This window comes from Kitasatospora sp. NPDC058218 (assembly GCF_042882445.1).
Taxonomy (GTDB): Bacteria; Actinomycetota; Actinomycetes; order Streptomycetales; family Streptomycetaceae; genus Kitasatospora.
Genome location: NZ_JBHVWC010000059.1, coordinates 38,046 through 54,583 on the forward strand (window position 1 = coordinate 38,046; position 16,538 = coordinate 54,583).

At 72.5% G+C, this 16,538-nt stretch carries 14 protein-coding genes; 1 reads left to right on the top strand and 13 read right to left on the bottom strand.

The window, feature by feature from the left end; all coding sequences use genetic code 11:
* Positions 1-88: 88 nt before the first annotated feature.
* Together ACFVYI_RS31685 and ACFVYI_RS31690 are read right to left on the bottom strand one after the other, a co-directional pair.
* The gene (locus ACFVYI_RS31685) at positions 89-1,330 is read right to left on the bottom strand and encodes an acyl-CoA dehydrogenase family protein (protein WP_387891960.1); all 1,242 of its coding nucleotides are present in this window, start codon (positions 1,328-1,330) and stop codon (positions 89-91) included.
* Positions 1,330-2,358, bottom strand: a complete 1,029-nt coding sequence (locus ACFVYI_RS31690) for a phosphotransferase family protein (RefSeq protein WP_387891962.1) — start codon at positions 2,356-2,358, stop codon at positions 1,330-1,332. The genes ACFVYI_RS31685 and ACFVYI_RS31690 overlap by 1 nt, the downstream gene beginning before the upstream one ends.
* A 99-nt stretch (positions 2,359-2,457) precedes the next feature.
* Between ACFVYI_RS31690 and ACFVYI_RS31695 the strand changes: the two genes are divergently transcribed.
* Entirely contained in the window at positions 2,458-3,549 is a 1,092-nt protein-coding gene (locus ACFVYI_RS31695; protein WP_387891964.1) for a hypothetical protein, read from the top strand.
* Between the two features lie 42 nt (positions 3,550-3,591).
* Here ACFVYI_RS31695 and ACFVYI_RS31700 read toward each other — a convergent pair whose 3' ends face one another.
* The 11 genes from ACFVYI_RS31700 to ACFVYI_RS31750 all read right to left on the bottom strand — a co-directional run bounded on the left by ACFVYI_RS31700 (position 3,592) and on the right by ACFVYI_RS31750 (position 16,508).
* On the bottom strand, positions 3,592-4,491 hold the full coding sequence (locus tag ACFVYI_RS31700; protein ID WP_387891966.1) for a Gfo/Idh/MocA family protein: 900 nt from the start codon (positions 4,489-4,491) through the stop codon (positions 3,592-3,594).
* A 52-nt stretch (positions 4,492-4,543) separates the two neighbouring features.
* Positions 4,544-5,212, bottom strand: a complete 669-nt coding sequence (locus ACFVYI_RS31705) for an O-methyltransferase (RefSeq protein WP_387891967.1) — start codon at positions 5,210-5,212, stop codon at positions 4,544-4,546.
* A gap of 94 nt (positions 5,213-5,306) precedes the next feature.
* A complete protein-coding gene (locus ACFVYI_RS31710; protein ID WP_387891969.1) occupies positions 5,307-5,978 on the bottom strand; it encodes a DedA family protein in 672 nt (223 codons plus the stop codon).
* Between the two features lie 264 nt (positions 5,979-6,242).
* Positions 6,243-9,350 carry a discoidin domain-containing protein gene (locus ACFVYI_RS31715; protein WP_387891971.1) on the bottom strand — a complete coding sequence of 1,036 codons (3,108 nt, stop codon included), beginning with the start codon at positions 9,348-9,350 and terminating at the stop codon, positions 6,243-6,245.
* A 262-nt stretch (positions 9,351-9,612) separates the two neighbouring features.
* Positions 9,613-10,452 carry a hypothetical protein gene (locus ACFVYI_RS31720; RefSeq protein ID WP_387891973.1) on the bottom strand — a complete coding sequence of 280 codons (840 nt, stop codon included), beginning with the start codon at positions 10,450-10,452 and terminating at the stop codon, positions 9,613-9,615.
* 182 nt (positions 10,453-10,634) lie between these two features.
* Positions 10,635-11,426, bottom strand: a complete 792-nt coding sequence (locus ACFVYI_RS31725; RefSeq protein WP_387891975.1) for an ABC transporter permease — start codon at positions 11,424-11,426, stop codon at positions 10,635-10,637.
* Positions 11,423-12,409 (bottom strand): ATP-binding cassette domain-containing protein, encoded by a 987-nt coding sequence (locus ACFVYI_RS31730; protein ID WP_387891976.1) that lies wholly within the window; start codon positions 12,407-12,409, stop codon positions 11,423-11,425. The genes ACFVYI_RS31725 and ACFVYI_RS31730 overlap by 4 nt, the downstream gene beginning before the upstream one ends.
* Before the next feature lie 248 nt (positions 12,410-12,657).
* On the bottom strand, positions 12,658-13,026 hold the full coding sequence (locus ACFVYI_RS31735) for a DUF1048 domain-containing protein (RefSeq protein ID WP_387891978.1): 369 nt from the start codon (positions 13,024-13,026) through the stop codon (positions 12,658-12,660).
* 2 nt (positions 13,027-13,028) lie between these two features.
* Complete coding sequence (locus ACFVYI_RS31740; protein ID WP_387891980.1) at positions 13,029-13,358, bottom strand: PadR family transcriptional regulator; 330 nt, start codon at positions 13,356-13,358, stop codon at positions 13,029-13,031.
* Between the two features lie 162 nt (positions 13,359-13,520).
* Entirely contained in the window at positions 13,521-15,473 is a 1,953-nt protein-coding gene (locus tag ACFVYI_RS31745) for a serine/threonine-protein kinase (protein WP_387891981.1), read from the bottom strand.
* A gap of 183 nt (positions 15,474-15,656) precedes the next feature.
* Positions 15,657-16,508 carry a class I SAM-dependent methyltransferase gene (locus ACFVYI_RS31750; RefSeq protein WP_387891982.1) on the bottom strand — a complete coding sequence of 284 codons (852 nt, stop codon included), beginning with the start codon at positions 16,506-16,508 and terminating at the stop codon, positions 15,657-15,659.
* Positions 16,509-16,538: the final 30 nt, after the last annotated feature.

Genomic DNA, 16,538 nt, shown 5'->3' on the forward strand with positions numbered 1-16,538 from the left:
CGGGGCGGTGCACGAACGTCATACCGCGGAGCCAACTGCGGTCGTACTACTCCGGTATGACACGCCCGGGCGGGGACCCGGACGGGGCCTAGCGATCACCCGACCGGTGGCGCTTGAGCTCGTTCCGGGCCAACGAGCGCTTGTGCACCTCGTCCGGTCCGTCGGCCAGGCGCAGCGTGCGGTTGCCGGCCCAGAGCTGGGCGAGCGGGGTGTCCTGGCTGACGCCGGCCGCGCCGTGGGCCTGGACGGCCTTGTCGAGGATCCATTCGACGGTGCGCGGGGTCGCGATCTTGATGGCCTGGATCTCGGTGTGCGCGCCGCGGTTGCCGACGGTGTCCATCAGCCAGGCGGTCTTGAGCACCAGCAGCCTCAACTGCTCGATCCTGACCCGGGATTCGGCGATCCAGTCCTGCACCACGCCCTGCTCGGCGAGCGGGCGCCCGAAGGCCACCCGGTCCAGCGCCCGGCGGCACATCAGCTCGACGGCGCGCTCGGCGATGCCGATGGCCCGCATGCAGTGGTGGATCCGGCCGGGCCCGAGCCGGGCCTGGGCGATGGCGAAACCGGAGCCCTCGGTGCCGATCAGGTGGCCGGCCGGGACGCGGACGCCGTCGAAGTGGACCTCGGCGTGGCCGCCGTGGTCGGCGTCGTCGTAGCCGAAGACCTTCATGCCCCGCCGGACGGTGACCCCGGGGGTGTCGCGCGGGACGAGGATCATGCTCTGCCGGCGGTGCGGTTCGGCGTCGGGGTCGGTCTTGCCCATCACGATGAAGATCCGGCACTGCGGGTTCATCGCCCCGGTGATGTACCACTTGCGGCCGGTGACGACGTACTCGTCGCCGTCGCGCTCGATCCGGGTGGCGATGTTGGTGGCGTCCGAGGACGCGACGTCGGGCTCGGTCATCGCGAAGGCGGAGCGGATCTCGGCGTTCAGCAGGGGCCGCAGCCACCGCTCGCGCTGCTCGGCGGAGCCGAACTGGGCGAGCAGCTCCATGTTGCCGGTGTCCGGGGCGGCGCAGTTGAGGGCGGGCGGCGCGAGCTGGGGGCTGCGTCCGGTGATCTCGGCGAGCGGCGCGTACTGCAGGTTGGTCAGGCCGGCGCCGCCCTCCCCCGGCAGGCCCTGCCGGTCCGTCAGGAAGAGGTTCCACAGGCCCTGCTTTCGGGCCTCGGCCTGGAGCTCGGCGACGATCGGCGGGACGCTCCAGGCGGCACGGCCGGGGTCGGCCAGCTGGGCGTCCAGGACGGGTTCGGCCGGGTGGACGTGCTCGTCCATGAAGGCCAGCAGCCGCTCGCGGAGCTCTTCGGTCCGGGCGTCGTAGGCGAAGTCCATCAGTGGTCCTTGAGGGTGGTCAGGCCGTGTTCGGCGAGGACGGGTGCGATCTCGCCGGCCCGCTCGAAGCCGGCGCCGAGGGTGCGGCCCTGCCGGAAGCGGAAGTGGATGCCCTCGGCGACGACGGCGAGCTTGAACGAGGCGAAGGCCACGTACCAGTCGAGGTCGGCGGCCTCGCGCCCGGTGAGTTCGGCGTACCGGGCGACGAGTTCGCCGGCGGCGGGGAAGCCGGGGGCGGTGGCGGCGGAGGGGATGATGCCGCCGCCGACACCGGCGAGTTCGGTGTACATCACCAGCAGGCCGACGTCGGTGAGCGGGTCGCCGAGGGTGGACATCTCCCAGTCCAGGACGGCGGTGATGGCGTCGTGCTCGTCGACGAGCACGTTGTCCAGCCGGTAGTCGCCGTGGACGAGCGCGGGCGCCGGGGAGACGGGCAGCCGGGCGGCGAGCAGCCCGTGCAGCCGGTCGACGCCGGGCAGGTCGCGGCTGCGGGAGGCGGCGAGCTGGGTGGACCAGCGGCGCAGCTGGCGTTCCAGGTAGCCCTCCGGGCGGCCGAAGTCGGCGAGGCCGACGGCGGCCGGGTCGATCCGGTGCAGGTCGGCGAGGGTGTCGACCAGCTGCCCGCCTAGCGCGTGGACGCGGCGCTCGCCGAGGGCGGCGAGCGGGCCGGCGTCGCGGTGCGCGGTGCCGGGGACGTACTCCATCAGGTACCAGGGCGCGCCGAGGACGTCCGTGCCGACGTCGAGCAGCAGGGTCGCGGGGACGGGCACGCCGGTGCCCCGCAGGGCGGTCATCACCCGGTGCTCGCGGCCCATGTCGTGGGCGGTGGCCAGGACGTGCCCGAGCGGCGGGCGGCGCAGCACCCAGCGGGAGGCGCCGTCGGTCAGCACATAGGTGAGGTTGGAGCGGCCGCCCTCGATCAGCTCGGCCCGCAGCACGCCCCGGACGGCACCGGGCAGCTCGCGGTCCAGGTGGGCGCGGAGCCGGTAGAGGTCCAGGCCGGGTGGGTCGGCGGGGGTGTCGGGCATGGGCTCACTCTCCTGGTCGGCGATCCTGACTAAGCGCTTGCTTAGCATTCAACCGAGGACCGTGCACTGTCAATGCCGCCGTACCGCCACAATGTCGCCATGAGGTTGATCCACACCGTGGCCGGTGTGCTGCTGCTGCTCCTGACCGTCGCCAGCGTCCTGCGCACGCTGGTCGTCCCGCGCGGGCTGTACTCGTCGCTGGTCCACCGGCTCTGGCGGGTCCTGCGGACGCTGCTGCGGTGGTCGGCCGCGCCGTTCGACACCTACCGCGCGCAGGACCGGGCGCAGACCTGGCTGGCACCGCTGATCCTGGTCGGCATGCTCGGGGTGTGGCTCGGCAGCATGCTGCTCGCGTACACCCTGCTGCTGCACGGCACCTCGCGACTGGACTGGGCGGTCTCCTTCCGGGAGGCCGGCTCCAGCCTGTTCACCCTCGGCTTCGCCAGCGGGGACCGGCTCCACCTGTCGGTGATCGACTTCATGGCCGCCGCCAGCGGCCCGCTGGTGATCGCCCTGCAGATCGCCTACCTGCCCACCCTGTACAGCGCCTACAACCGCCGCGAGGTGGAGGTGACGCTCCTGAAGTCCCGGGCCGGCGAGCCCGCCTGGGGCCCGGAGCTGCTGGCCCGGCAGTCCCTGGTGGACACCGAGACCGCACTGCCCGAGCTCTACCGCGACTGGGAACGGCTCGCCGCCGACATCGGCGAGAGCCACTCCAACTACCCCGTACTGCTCTCCTTCCGCTCCCCGCAGCCGAACCGCAGCTGGGTGGTGGGCCTGATCGCCGTCATGGACGCCGCGGCCATCCACCTGGCGATCAACCCGCACTCGGCCCCGCCCGAAGCCCGCCTCGTCCTGCGCGCCGGCTTCACCGCGCTGCGCGACATCGGCGGCTCACTGCGCGTCGACTTCGACCCGGACCCGACGCCGGAGAGCCCGATCCGCCTCAGCTACACGGAGTTCGACGCGGCGGTCGCGATGATCACCGCCGCCGGCTTCCCCCGCGAACGCGCCGCCGCCGACGCCTGGCCCCACTTCCACGGCTGGCGCGTCAACTACGAGGCCCTGGCCTACGAACTCGCCCGCCGCAGCGACGCCGTCCCCGCCCTGTGGACCGGCCCGCGCGACTTCCCCGCCCCGCCCATCCCCCCGGCCCGCCCGGCCGACCGCCGACCGGAGGCCGCGGGGTAGCGTCCCATCAGGCTGTCCACAGGCCTCAGCCCACGGGCGTACTCAGAGTTCGACCGGGCCGCCCGCGGCCAGTGAGCGCTCCGCGGCGGCCAGGATCTCGACCACCCGCAGGCCGAAGGCCGCGCCGCAGGGGTGGGGCTCGCCGGTGCGGGCGGAGTCGCGGAGGGCGTCCAGGGCGCGGTGGAGCGCGGCGAGCGGGCCCTCACCGCGCTCGGGGAGGTGGACGACGCCCGACTCGCCGCGCAGCTCCATGCCCGTGCCGCCGCCCGCGAGCGGGGTGGTCAGGCTCAGCGCGAGCGTGCTGGACGCGCCGCCGGCGTGCCGCAGGACGAGGTGGACGGTGTCCCGGGGGCCTGCCACCGCCGTCACCTGGACGGCGTCGCCCAGCACCGGGAGCAGGACCGAGAGCGCGTGCGGGCCGACGTCCCAGAGCGCGCCCTTCTCCTGCCGCCAGGGCGAGGCCGCGTACGGGCTGGTGCTGTCGGCGGCGAAGACCGAGCCGAGCCAGTCGGAGCGGCCGGTGAACCAGCCCCCAGTGGCGGCCTGCTTCTCGATCCACGGCAGTTGGTCGCCGCCGAAGCGGACGGTGAAGAAGACCACCGAGGCGACGTCGTGCGCCTGGGTGGCCTGGAGGACGCGCCGGGCATCGGGGACGGTCAGTGCGACCGGCTTGTCCAGCAGCAGGTGGCAGCCGGCCTCGGCGGCGCGCACCGCGAGGTCCGCCTGGACGGTCGGCGGCAGCGCGATGGAGACCGCGTCCACCTCGGCGAGCAGCCGGTCGAGGTCCTGGTGGCCGGGCACGCCGTGCGCCTCGCCGAGTGCGGCGGCCGCCTCGGGCCGGCGGCCCCAGACGCCCGCGAACTCGAAGTCGGGGTGCTCCGCCAGTACGGGCGCGTGCACCCGCTCCGCCCAGGGGCCGGTGCCCAGCAGTCCGATCCGCATGCTCTCTCTTCTTCCTTGCTCGTAGCTGCCCGGCGCCGACGTGCTGTACCGCTCAGCGCTGCACGCGGGCCAGGGTGAAACCGTCGTAGCCCTTGCTGCCGACCGTCTGCACGGAGGTCGCGGACACCCGTGGCTCGGCGGCGATCAGGTCGTGCAGCCGGCGGGTGGCGACCACCGCCGGGTCGGTGCTGTCCGGGTCGGCGACGGCGCCGCCGCGCACCACGTTGTCGACCACGATCAGCGAGCCCGGCGCGGTGAGCTCCAGCGCCCGGGCGAAGTACTCGGGGTTGCTCGGCTTGTCCGCGTCGATGAAGACCAGGTCGAACGGCTCGGCGCCGTCGGCCACCAGCGCGGCCAGCGAGTCGGCGGCGCGGCCGAGCCGGACCTCGGCGACCTTCTCCAGGCCCGCGCGGGCGAGGTTCGCCCGGGCGACCGCGGCGTGCGCCGGGTCGATCTCCAGGGTGATCAGGGTGCCGTCGGCGGGCAGCGCCCGGGCCAGCCAGATCGCGCTGTAGCCGCCGAGCGTGCCGACCTCCAGGATGCGCCGCGCACCCTGCGTGAGGGCCAGCAGGTGCAGCAGCTTGCCCTGGTTGGGCGCGACCGCGATGGGCGGCAGCCCCGCCGCTTCGGCGGCGGCCGCCGCGGCCTCCAGCACCGGGTCGTGGCCGACCAGGCGCTCGGAGAAGTACGCGTCCACCGCGTCCCACGTCTGCTCCGCCACAACGCCCTCCACCTGCTGTTTTACATGCCACCGCCGGGGTAGCCCGATGCTACCCCGGCGGGACGACGGCTCCGCGGGAACGCTCCGGTGGAGGTCAGTCCACCGCGGGGGCGCCCACCGCGGGCTCGGTGGCGGCGGCCGCCGCGTCCTCGGCCTCGCGGGCCTCGGCGGCCTTGGTGGCCCGGCGCTTCATCAGCCAGGCCGAGAAGGCGCCGCCGACCGCGGCCAGCAGCAGACCCACCCAGGAGAAGCGCGACAGCCACTGCTCGGCCACCTTGCCCACCTGGTACACGAGCAGGGTGGTGCCGCCGGCCCAGACCACGCCGCCGAGCACGTTGGCGATCAGGAACTTCCAGTACGGCATCTTCAGCGCGCCCGCCAGCGGACCGGCGAAGATCCGCAGCAGCGCGATGAAGCGGCCGAAGAAGACCGCCCACATGCCCCACTTCTGGAACGAGCGCTCGGCGCTGGCCAGGTGGTCCGGCCCGAAGTGCCTGGGGAACTTCCGCCCGAGCTTCTCGAACAGCGGCTTGCCGCCCTTGCGCCCGATCGAGTAGCCGATCGAGTCGCCGATGATCGCCCCGAGGATCGCGCAGACCGCCACCCAGACCGGGCTGACCACGCCGCGGGCGGACAGCAGCGCCGCCGACACCAGCGCGATCTCGCCGGGCAGCGGGATGCCCAGGGACTCCAGCCCGATGATCAGGGCGACCAGGGCGTACACCGCACCCGGTGGGACGCTCTCGATCCAGGCGTCGATGTGCAAGGCCGTACCTCCGTGGCAGAACGAGACCCGCTCGTGGGACGGGCAGCGCCCGCTCCGGTGGTCCCGACGTCGATCCGATGGCGGCACCAGGCCGCTCCCCGAAAGGGCAGCCTAACGTGCCGGGCGGCCTGTCCCCCCGGCCGATCACCCCCGATAACGACGTACGACGCGCCGCCGTGGTTCCGGCCCGGGCCGACTCCACCGGGAACGGAGGCGGGCGGAGGACCGACCGGTCCTCCGCCCGCCCACCGGGAGTCCTCGGCGTCAGCCGACCGCGATCTCACCGAGCTGGAGGTAGTACGCGCCGAACTGGTCGGCGCTCAGCCGGGTGGCCGCGACCTTCACGTACCGGGCCACCACGGGGGTGAAGTCGAACCCCTGCGGTGCGGCGCCCGGGCGCGGCCGGCCGGTGCGGTCCACCACCGTGGTCCAGTGCACGTCGTCCGAGGACACCTGCACCGTGAAGTCGACGGGGAAGCCGAGACCGGTGTTGGCGCCGTCGGTGCGGGCGGTCAGGTCGACCCGGCGGATCAGGCTGGGCCCCTGGAGGTCGACGGTGACCCACTCGGGCCCGGTCGCGGCCGGGGCAGCCTGGCTGCTCCACCCCATCGAGTGGCCGAGGCCGGAGTTCACGACCCCGTCGGTCGCGGCGGCGCGGACCCAGCCCGCCGCGGTGTTCTCCACCGAGCTGGACGCCGTCACCGGCCGGCCGAGCGCGAGGTTGCCGCCGCCCGCCTCGATCTCGGCGAGCTGCAGGTAGCGGTCGCCGAACTGGTCGGCGCCGAGCTTCGTCCCGGTGACCTTGACGTACCGGGCGTCGACGCTCGCGAACGGGAAGGACTGCGCTCCCGCACCGGGCCTCGGGTAGCCGGTCCGCGATGCCACGGTCGTCCAGGCGGCGCCGTCCGCCGACACCTGGACGGTGAAGTCGACGGGGAAGCCGAGGCCGGTGTTGGCACCGTCCGAGCGCGGGAACAGGTCGATCCGGGAGAGCGGGCGCACCGAACCGAGGTCGGTGGTGATCCACTCGGTGCGGTCGGCCGGGCCGCTCGCGCTGCTCCAGCCCTTCGAGACCGCGTCCGAGCCGCGCCGGCCGTCCACGGCGGCCCGGGCGTGCCAGCCGTCCGCCTGGTAGCTGCTGGAGACCGTGACGGCGGCGTCCTCCACCAGGTTCACCCCGGGGTTGATCCGCACGTTGTCGAAGCGCGCGGTCGCGCCACCGGTGGCGAGCCCGATGGCGCCCGCCGCGTACCCGGTGTCGGTCACCTCGATCAGCGGCTGCGCGGTCGAGCCGGCGTACACCCGCAGGCTGCTGCCCCGGGCGACGACGCGCAGGTTGACCGGCCCGCCCGGGGTGTAGCCCGGCAGCACGGCCTCCTTCAGGAGGCTGCCGCTGCGGTTGAGGAACACCCGGCCGTCGTTGCGGACCCCGACCAGGTAGCCGGAGTCGAGGTCGAGCGGCGTCTGGCTCCGCAGGGTCAGGCCGGCCCAGTTGGAGTCACCGCCCTCCTCCGTCTTCACGCCGGTGATCGTGAGGTCGACCGAGGCCGCGGCGTCGCCGTACGCCCGCCCGGCCACCGCCGACACCACGTCCCAGCCGAGGCCGCGCTGCTCGTAGGCGCCGTCCGCGGTGCGGGCCCAGCTGCCCGTGGCCTGGCTCCAGTCCGACTCGACGCCGGCCGAGAAGTCGTCCTTGAACGGGAACCTCGCGTCGCCGGCCGGCGCCACCAGGGCGTCCAGGATCTGCTTGTGCCGCTGTTCCAGGTCGGCGCCGGAGCGGGTGTGGGTGGAGGAGTTGGCGACCAGCGAGTTCACCAGCGCCCGCGCGAGCACCGGCTTGCCGACGGAGAGCTGCCGCAGCAGCTCGTAGTCCTGGAGACCGTGCAACTGCGCCTCGCTGCGCAGGCTGTCGTAGACGCCGTAGGTCGCGCGGTTCGGGCGCACCAGCATGGCGGAGCCGCTCGCCGAGCCGTCGAAGGTGTCGAGCGGCGTGTACTCGGGGCCGTTGTTCTGCGACCAGATGTTCCAGCCCCAGTGCAGGTAGCCGTCGGCCCCGGCGCTCGCCGCCACCCACGGCAGCAGCCGCGCGTCCGAGAGCGGGTAGCTGAGCATGCGGTTGACGTGGCCGTCCTTCGGGTCCCCGGTCTGGTAGAACCAGAGGTCCTTCCCGGCGATCCGCTGTTCCTGGTAGTAGCCGACGTGCCGGTCGTAGTTCTGGCCGTCCAGCATCGGGGTGAGCGTGGTCAGCTTGGCGTGGTCGCCCGGCTGGTGGCTCCACTGGGCCTCGTTGGTGAGCCCGTTCCCGAACTTGTCGAGGAACAGCCCGTAGACCCAGTTGGCGTTCTCGACGGCCGCGGGATCGTTCGGCTCGTCGACGGCGCTCATGTAGAAGACGTCCGACCAGCGCCGCCCCTGGGCGCAGGCACCCGGGCCGGGATCGAGGCACTTGCCGTCCAGGTGCGTCTTCAACGCGCCGAACACGAGGGCGAGGTAGTCGCTCGCCTCCGTGGTGCGGGTCGGCACGGTGACGTTGGTGACCTTGCCGTCCACCGCCTGGAGCCTCGTCAACCCGTGCTCGCCGATCAGGTGCGGGGTGGCGATGTACTGCAGCGCACCGGCGTCGACGAAGGTCTGCACGAAGCGGTCGAAGGTGGCCCACCCGAAGTGGAACGTCCCGGCCGCGTCGACGGTGGTGTCCGGAATCAGCAGGGCCTGGAAGTCCGTGTGGATGACGTTGTTGCGGTGCTTGGCGTGGTCGGCGGCGAAATTGCCGATCACCCGCCACCAGTTGTCGCTGAAGGGCGTCACACCGTACTGCGCGGGCAGGCCCGACTGGGCCCAGCCGTAGTCCCAGCCGACCGAGCTGAACCAGTTGTCCATCTTGAACGAGGACTTGTCGGCCGGCGGCATCGTCACGTCGTACACGACGACGGTGACCGGCACGGTCAGCCGCGCCGCACCGCTCCACACGACGGCGTTGCCGGTGTACGTCCCGGGTGCCTGGCCGGCCGGCACGGTGACGCTGTAGTAGTACGGCTGCGTCTCGTTCGCCGGTACGGTGTACGGCACGTTCTCGACCAGCGCGTCGTAGTACCGGTTCCCGTTGTCCGGGGCCTTTTCGGTGCCCTGGTACCCGGTCTCGACATTCGGGTGGTCGTACTCGCGGGACACCGTGATCGCCGGGAGCGGGATGCGCGCCCCACCCGGGCCCACCAGCTCCTCCGGGGCGACCACCGTCGAGGCCGCGACCCCCGAGCGAACGGCGATCTGGGCCGCCTGGTTCTCACCCCGCGCGGCGTACAGGGTGATCGCGCCCGGGGCCCCGGCCGGGCGGGTGCTGGAGGAGAACACCCGGTCGGAACCGTTCTGCACCCATATTTCCGAGCCGGCGGCGCGAGCCGACAACGGGGTCAGCGCCGTGAACAGCAGAGCGAATATCAGGAATATGCCTGTTTGGGAAAGCCTTTTGGACATGGGACCCGTTCTCGGTCGACAACTGCCGATTTCCCCCCACGCGGGCCATCAGCCGGACGACGGGATCCTATGAGACCCACCCGACGGTCCGTCAAGAACAATTCTTTCGCTACCGAACCAGCGGAAGCATTCGGTGAACTCAACCGTCCCGGGGCGTTCGTCAGGGGCGTTCGAAGAACTGCAGGACGCCGCCGACCGAGAAGCACGCCGCACCGACGAGGGTTCCCCAGTTGGCGATGTCGACGTTGATCAGGCTGCCGGTCTCCGGGCGGGTGAAGGCGGCCAGCGCCGACACCAGGAAGAGCACGGACCCGAACTGGTTGACCGCGACGATCCACCAGCCGAGGCTGCGCGAGCGCCAGCACGGCCGGCCGTGGCAGACCTCGACCAGCGCGAGGTGCCCCGAGACCAGGAACAGCACGCACCCGACGATGTCGGGGGCCCAGATCAGCCGGTTCTCCTGCTGGGCCGAGAGCCCCTGGAGGAAGGAGTCCAACAGGTTGACGCCGAACACGAGCGTCCCGAGGAACAGGACGAAGGTGCTCAGCCAGTCGATCCGCGCGGGCTCGTAACTCCACCACCGCCAGCCGCGCGTCACCAGCGAGTCCGTCGCACCGGAACGGCGCGGGGCGTTGATCGCCTGGAGCAGCGAGGTGTAGCCGCCGGTGTTGAAGAACAGCCCTCCCGCGAAGTAGATCGAGGCGATCCCCGTCGCGGAGACAGATCCGGCCTGGGCAACGGCGGCGCCCAGCGCGAACAGGGCTCCGCCGATCGTGAAGGCGAAGGCGGCGAGGGCGTTGAGCGTGCGCAGCCGGCGCAGGGCCGCCTCGTCCGCACTGCGCGGTGGGGCCTCGGCCCCTCCCTCGGCGCGGACCCTGAGCGCCCCGCGCTTGCGGGCCAGGCGCGACTCCCAGACGGCCGAACCGCCCTCGGCCAACCGCCAGGTGAGCCGGGTCGTGAACGGTCCGGCGCCTTCGGCGCGCTCGTCGGGGCGAACCACGGCGCCAGCCTAACGCCGCACGCACCGCCCGGCACGGCACCGGCGCCGTGTCGCGGCCGCTCATCCAGTCCCAGCCGGCGTGGTCGCAGCCCCGGCCTGAGCCGACGGGGCGGCGTACGCCGACGTGGTGTCGGAGTGCGCCGCCCCGGAGCGGGACGGGCTGCGGGAGGCAGCCCACGCGCTCATTTCGGGTCGCGGTTGAACTGGGCCGTCGACCAGCGGTAGCCGAGCGCGGTCAGGCCGACGCACCAGGCGATCGCGAGCCAGCCGTTGTTGCCGATCCCGGTGCCGAGCAGCAGACCGCGCAGCGTCTCGATGGCGGGGGTGAAGGGCTGGTACTCGGCAACCGGCTGGAACCAGCCCGGCATCGTGTCGGCCGGGATGAAGGCGCTGGAGATGAGCGGGAGGAGGATCAGCGGCTGTGCACTGTTGGCGGCCGCCTCGGCGTTCGGGCTGGCCATGCCGATGCCGACCGCGATCCAGGTGAACGCCAGGGCGAACAGCACGAGCAGCCCGAACGCCGCCAGCCACTCCAAGGCGGTGGCGTCCGTGGACCGGAAGCCGATGGCCACCGCGACGGCGCCGACGAGGACCACGCTGGCGACGCACTGCAGCACGCTGCCGACGACGTGCCCGATGATCACGGAGCCGCGGTGGATCGCCATCGTCCGGAAGCGGGCGATGAGGCCCTCGCTCATGTCCATGGAGATGTAGACCGCGGCCCCGATCACGGTGCTGCCGATGGTCATCATCAGAATTCCCGGGACGATGTAGGCGATGTACTCGGAGCGGTCGGCGCCGCCACCGCCGATGCCCGCGCTCATCACGTCGCCGAAGATGTAGACGAAGAGCAGCAACAGCATGATCGGCGCGAGCAACAGGTTCAGGGTGGCGGACGGGTAGCGCCGGGCGTGCAGGAGGTTGCGGCGCAGCATCGTGGTGGAGTCGCGCACGGCGAGGGAGAGGGTGCTCATCGGACGGTCTCCTCGGTCTGGTGGGGGACGTGGGCCGGGCCGGTGAGGGCGAAGAACACGTCGTCGAGGTCGGGGGTGTGGACGGTGAGTTCGTCGGCCTCGATGCCGGCGGAGTCCAGCGAGTCGAGGACGGTGCGCAGGTCGCGCTGGCTGCCGTCGCTGGGGATCCGCAGGGTCAGCGCCTGGTCGTCGCGGGTGCTCTCGGGCAGGGCGGCGGTGGCGCCGCGGTAGGCGGCCGGGTCGGTGAAGCGGAGCCGGACGTGTCCGCCGGGGATCAGCCGCTTGAGCTCCTCGGCGGTGCCCTCGGCGGCGATCCTGCCGTCGTTGAGCACGGCGATGCGGTCGGCGAGTTCGTCGGCCTCGTCCAGGTACTGGGTGGTGAGGAAGACGGTGACGCCGTCGGCGACGAGCTCGCGGATGATCCCCCACATGGTGTGGCGACTGCGCGGGTCGAGGCCGGTGGTCGGCTCGTCGAGGAAGATGATCCGCGGGTTGCCGACCAGGGTCATGGCGATGTCCAGGCGGCGCTTCATGCCGCCGGAGTAGGTGGAGGCGGGCTTCTTCGCCGCCTCGACCAGGTCGAACCGCTCCAGCAGCTCGGCGGTGACCCGTCGCCCCTCGCGCCTGGACAGGTGGTGGAGGTCGGCCATGAGGAGCATGTTCTCCTCGCCGGTGATCAGGCCGTCGACGGCGGAGAACTGCCCGGTGACGCCGATCGCGGCCCGCACCCCGTCGGGTGAGGCGGCGACGTCGTGGCCCGCCACCTGGGCCTGACCGCCGTCGGCGCCGATGAGGGTGGAGAGGATCTTGACGACGGTGGTCTTGCCGGCGCCGTTCGGCCCGAGCAGCGCGAACACGGACCCGGCCGGGATGTACAGATCGATGCCGTCGAGGACGGTCTTGTCGCCGTAGGACTTGCACAGGCCGACGGCGGAGACGGCGGCGGGCACCTGCGGAGCGCCGCCCTTTCCGGATGTGGGCATGACAGATGGACCCATGGAACTCTCCCGTTCGAGGGCTGAAGGGACTGCGGTGAATGAGTCGAGGACGGTTCGTCCGGAGTCAGGACCGGGCTCGGCGAACGTCGATGTGGCCGTGCCACGCCCGTGGCCGCCGGCCGGTCGGATGGGCAGCCCAGCCCCGTGGTCCGGGCTGCCCGTCCGACGCAGTGACGGTCGGCGTGAACGGTGACTCCCGGACCTCGCCGGTCCGGGAGTCGTGCGCACGGACGTCAGCCGACCGCGCCCTCGGCGCGTGCGATGTCGTCGGTCAGCTGCTTCCGCGCGCGGGCGGGGACGTAGCCGCCCTCCGAGTAGTTCTCGGCGAACGCGTTGACGAACTCCACCGGGTCCTCCCCGACGATGTCGCGGATCGGCGTTCCGTCGGCCGCGGCCTGCTCGAACAGGTCGGCGAGGTCTTCGAACATCGACGCGTTGCTGTCGCCGTCGATCGGCACGAAGTGCATCAGGTACCGCTCGATCGCGCCGACCGCCGCGCGGTGGTTCCCGGGGAGCTCCTTGACGCGCGCCTTGTACGCCCTCCAGCGCTTCTTGGGTCCGATCACCTTCGCGATGAAGCCGCCGTTTTCGACATCGGACATGGCTACTTGCCCCCTTCGCGGAGCTGTTCCAGTCGTCCCGTGAGGAAGCTCCACGTCCTCCAGAACTCTTCGAGGTACTCCCGTCCCTGAGCATTGAGGGAGTGCACCTTGCGTGGCGGCCCCTTCTCGGAGGGGACCTTCTCCACGTCGACGAGACCGCGCTTCTCCATCCTGAGGAGCAGCGCGTAGATGGTCCCTTCGGCGATGTCCGAGAAACCTTGTTCCCGCAGCCGCGCCGTGATCTCGTAGCCGTAGGCGGGCCGGCCGGACAGGGACGCGAGGATGATGCCCTCCAGCGTGCCCTTGAGCATCTCCGTCAGCAGCTTGGCCATGGACGCCTCCTCTCCCTGAGCTAGTCAGCGTTAGTGAGTACTGGTACACCGTAACGCTGACTACCGGTACTCAGCAAGACCGAGTAGTTGAGGTGTGTGCCGGCACGCCGGCGAACCGGTCGGCGGACCGGGACCGACGGGCCGGATCTGCGGGACACGTCCTCAGCCGCCGGACTTCGCGGGCGGGTCTCGTCGGAGCGCCTCCTCGATCGCTCGCTTGAGCTCCTCCTGATCGACAGCGGGGTGCGTCACGGAGGACCGCCCGAGACCGTCGGTCCAGACGGCCGGCAACCGGGCTCCGGCGAGGACCCGGCCGTCTCCGGCCGGGGGGAGCTGGACGATCTCCAGATCGGCTGCGGTGATCTCGTCCCCCTGGCGTCCGGGCTCCAGGTCCACGCACAGGTGGTACTCGCGTGACTCGCCGTCCGCGATGTCGATGGCGTACTCGACGGCTCCCGGACCGACGCGGTCCCCGCGGTTCGACAGGTCCTCCACCCCGGGCGAGACCTGCTTGAAGTAGCGCACCCGGCCGCGGGCGTACGTGGTGACCCGCAGGGCGAGATCACGGACGACGGTCTGTCGCGTCCGGTCGAGCAGCGCGGCCAGCTCCTCGGCAAGACCGGGCTTCCCGCCGGGGGACGCGGGCGCGCGAACGATGTTCATGGTGCCGCCCAGCGCCGAGGTGATCGACCGGATCTGTGCCACCGACCAGTCGGTGCCGATGCCACGGGCGTGGCAGGAGAAACGACCCGCGCAGGAGGCCAGCGCGGCGGCCAGTTCGTCGCCGCTCTCCGCCCGCGCCTCGATGTCGGTCAGCAGGATCGCGGTGCGCACCGCGTCCGCGTGGCCCGCGAACAGCCGGTCGGCGAGCCGGATCCACCGGCCGAACGCCGCCGCCTCGACGGGCTCCAGCCCCGCCAGGGCCGCCCGCGCCCCGGCCTTGGCGGCCTCGGTCGCCCGGATCAGCCGCTGGGTGGCGGGGTAGAGCATCGTCGCGTACTCCGCCCCCGCGACGACGGCGAAGGAGACGTCTTCGTCCAGACCGTCGACGGCGGCGGCCACCGTCGTCCTGACCGCCCGGAGATCCGCTGCGGGCAGCTCCGTGGACAGACCGAGCAGGAAGACGAGCGCACGGGGCACGGCCGCCACCGGACCGCCCGGCGCCGCGCCGGCGCCCCCGCCCGTCACCGTGACGATCGTGTGGACTTCGGTGGCACCCGGCGCCAGGAACTCGTTGTGGTGCAGCTCCAGGCCGACCACCGCGGGTGCCGCAGGCGCCCGGAGCGCGGGGGCAGGTCGGCCGCGGCCCACGTTCCGGAGCCGCTCCGCCACCGTCGCGGCGTCGGCGGGGCGACCTGCGGGGTCCTTGCCGAGCAGCTCCGACACGAGACGGTCGAGGTCCTCGGGGATGTCCGGTCGGAGCGAACCGAGCTGCGGGGGCGGGGTCTGGAGGTGATGTGCCATCGCCACCCAGAGGCCACCACCCGTCGCGAACGGCGGTCGGCCGGTGAGGAGGGCGAAGAGCACGCAACCGAGCGCGTAGAGGTCGGCCCGTCCGTCGACCCGCGGACTCCGCCACTGCTCGGGCGCCATGTAGTCGGGCGTCCCGACGAAGCTGCCCTCCCGGGTGAGACCGGAGTCGGCCCGGACGTAACCGGCGATCCCGAAGTCGCACACCTTGATCCGGTCTCCCGGGACCAGCATCAGGTTGGCGGGCTTGACGTCCCGGTGGACGATCCCCGTCCCGTGGGCGTACGCCAGGGCATCGGCCACCTGGGCGGCGAGGTCCACCGCCTGCCGAACGGGCAGTCCCGCCGGCTGCTCGCGCAGCACCTCCGCCAGGTTGCGCCCCCTGATCAGCTCCATGACCAGGTAGAGCTGCCCGCCCTGAGCCCCGCTGTCGAAGACCTGGGCGATCCCCTGATGCTGCAACCCGGCGGTGACCCGGCCCTCCCGGCGGAACCTCTCCAGGGCCCTGCCCCCGGCATCCGGGTGGGCCCGGAGGAACTTGATGGCGACCTCGCGGTCCAACTGCGGGTCATGGGCCCGCCAGACCTCGCCCATCCCGCCGCGCCCGAGCGGCACCTCCAACCGGTACCGGTCGGCGACCCGCATCCCCGGAACGTTCACAGCCCCCCGCAATCCGCCGGGCGCCCGCCACCTCCACGGCCGCCCCCAGGCCCTGACGGTTCGGCATCCTACCGAGTGCCCGCCGCCAGCCTCCGGACTTCGCGTCCTGCCACGTCAGCACCGATCCGACCAGCCGGCCGGCTCTTCCTCCCCTGCTGGGGCCACCGTCTACGCCGGCTCGGGCCGCTCGGCGAAGTCCAGGACGGTGACCGAGGGGCGACGGGTGGCCAGTGGCGGAACGGTCAGCGCGAGCGGCAGCAGGGCGCCCACCGGCCCCCGCCCGCCGGTCGGCCGGACGTCCCGCACCGAGGCCACCGCCGGACTCGCGGTGCGGAGCTTGGCCCGCTCGTCCGCGTCCATCGCCCACGGCATCGGGGGCGCCTCGTACTCGTGCGCACGCATCCTGCCGCTCAAGGTGATCCGGCTGAACCAGCGCGGCACGGCGTCCAGGACGAGCGAGCCTCCCGGGAACCGCTCGGCGCAGCCCGCGATCAGGGCCCGCACCCGCATCGGTGGCAGGTACATCAGCAGGCCTTGTGCGGTGACCAGTACGCCATGGTCACGGTCCACCTCGTCGGCCCAGCCGAACGTGGTGGCGTCGGCGGCCAGGTAGCGCTGCCGCGGGCCGGGCGGCAGCAGCCGCTCGCGCAGCGCCACCGACTCGGGCAGGTCCACGGTGAGCCACCGGGCCCGCCCGTTGTCGACCCGCCAGTACTGCGTCTCCAGGCCCTCCCCCAGACAGACCACGGTGCCGCGCGGCTCCCGGGCGAGGAAGTCCGCCACCTCGCGGTCGAAGCAGGCCACCCGCAGCGCCTGCAGCTGGGCCTGGGTGCCACTGGTCCCGAACCGCTCGGCGAAGGGGTAGTCGATCCGGTCGACCAGCTCGACGGCCTTGGGATCGCGCAGCACCCCGTCCGGCCTGCGGGCCTCGACGGCACGCTGGTAGAGCGTCCAGAGCGCGGTCTCGGGCACGGCACCGAGCTGGGCCGGCAACGGTGCCGACGGTTCGTCAGCGGTCACCTGGGTCTCCTCGGGAACATCGGGGTCAAC

Bases quoted from the DNA above. Each gene is read 5' to 3' on its own strand.
- ACFVYI_RS31685 (WP_387891960.1), bottom strand. From the start codon at position 1,330: ATGGACTTCGCCTACGACGCCCGGACCGAAGAGCTCCGCGAGCGGCTG.
- ACFVYI_RS31690 (WP_387891962.1), bottom strand. From the start codon at position 2,358: ATGCCCGACACCCCCGCCGACCCACCCGGCCTGGACCTCTACCGGCTC.
- ACFVYI_RS31695 (WP_387891964.1), top strand. From the start codon at position 2,458: ATGAGGTTGATCCACACCGTGGCCGGTGTGCTGCTGCTGCTCCTGACC.
- ACFVYI_RS31700 (WP_387891966.1), bottom strand. From the start codon at position 4,491: ATGCGGATCGGACTGCTGGGCACCGGCCCCTGGGCGGAGCGGGTGCAC.
- ACFVYI_RS31725 (WP_387891975.1), bottom strand. From the start codon at position 11,426: ATGAGCACCCTCTCCCTCGCCGTGCGCGACTCCACCACGATGCTGCGC.
- ACFVYI_RS31730 (WP_387891976.1), bottom strand. From the start codon at position 12,409: ATGCCCACATCCGGAAAGGGCGGCGCTCCGCAGGTGCCCGCCGCCGTC.
- ACFVYI_RS31735 (WP_387891978.1), bottom strand. From the start codon at position 13,026: ATGTCCGATGTCGAAAACGGCGGCTTCATCGCGAAGGTGATCGGACCC.
- ACFVYI_RS31740 (WP_387891980.1), bottom strand. From the start codon at position 13,358: ATGGCCAAGCTGCTGACGGAGATGCTCAAGGGCACGCTGGAGGGCATC.
- ACFVYI_RS31745 (WP_387891981.1), bottom strand. From the start codon at position 15,473: ATGCGGGTCGCCGACCGGTACCGGTTGGAGGTGCCGCTCGGGCGCGGC.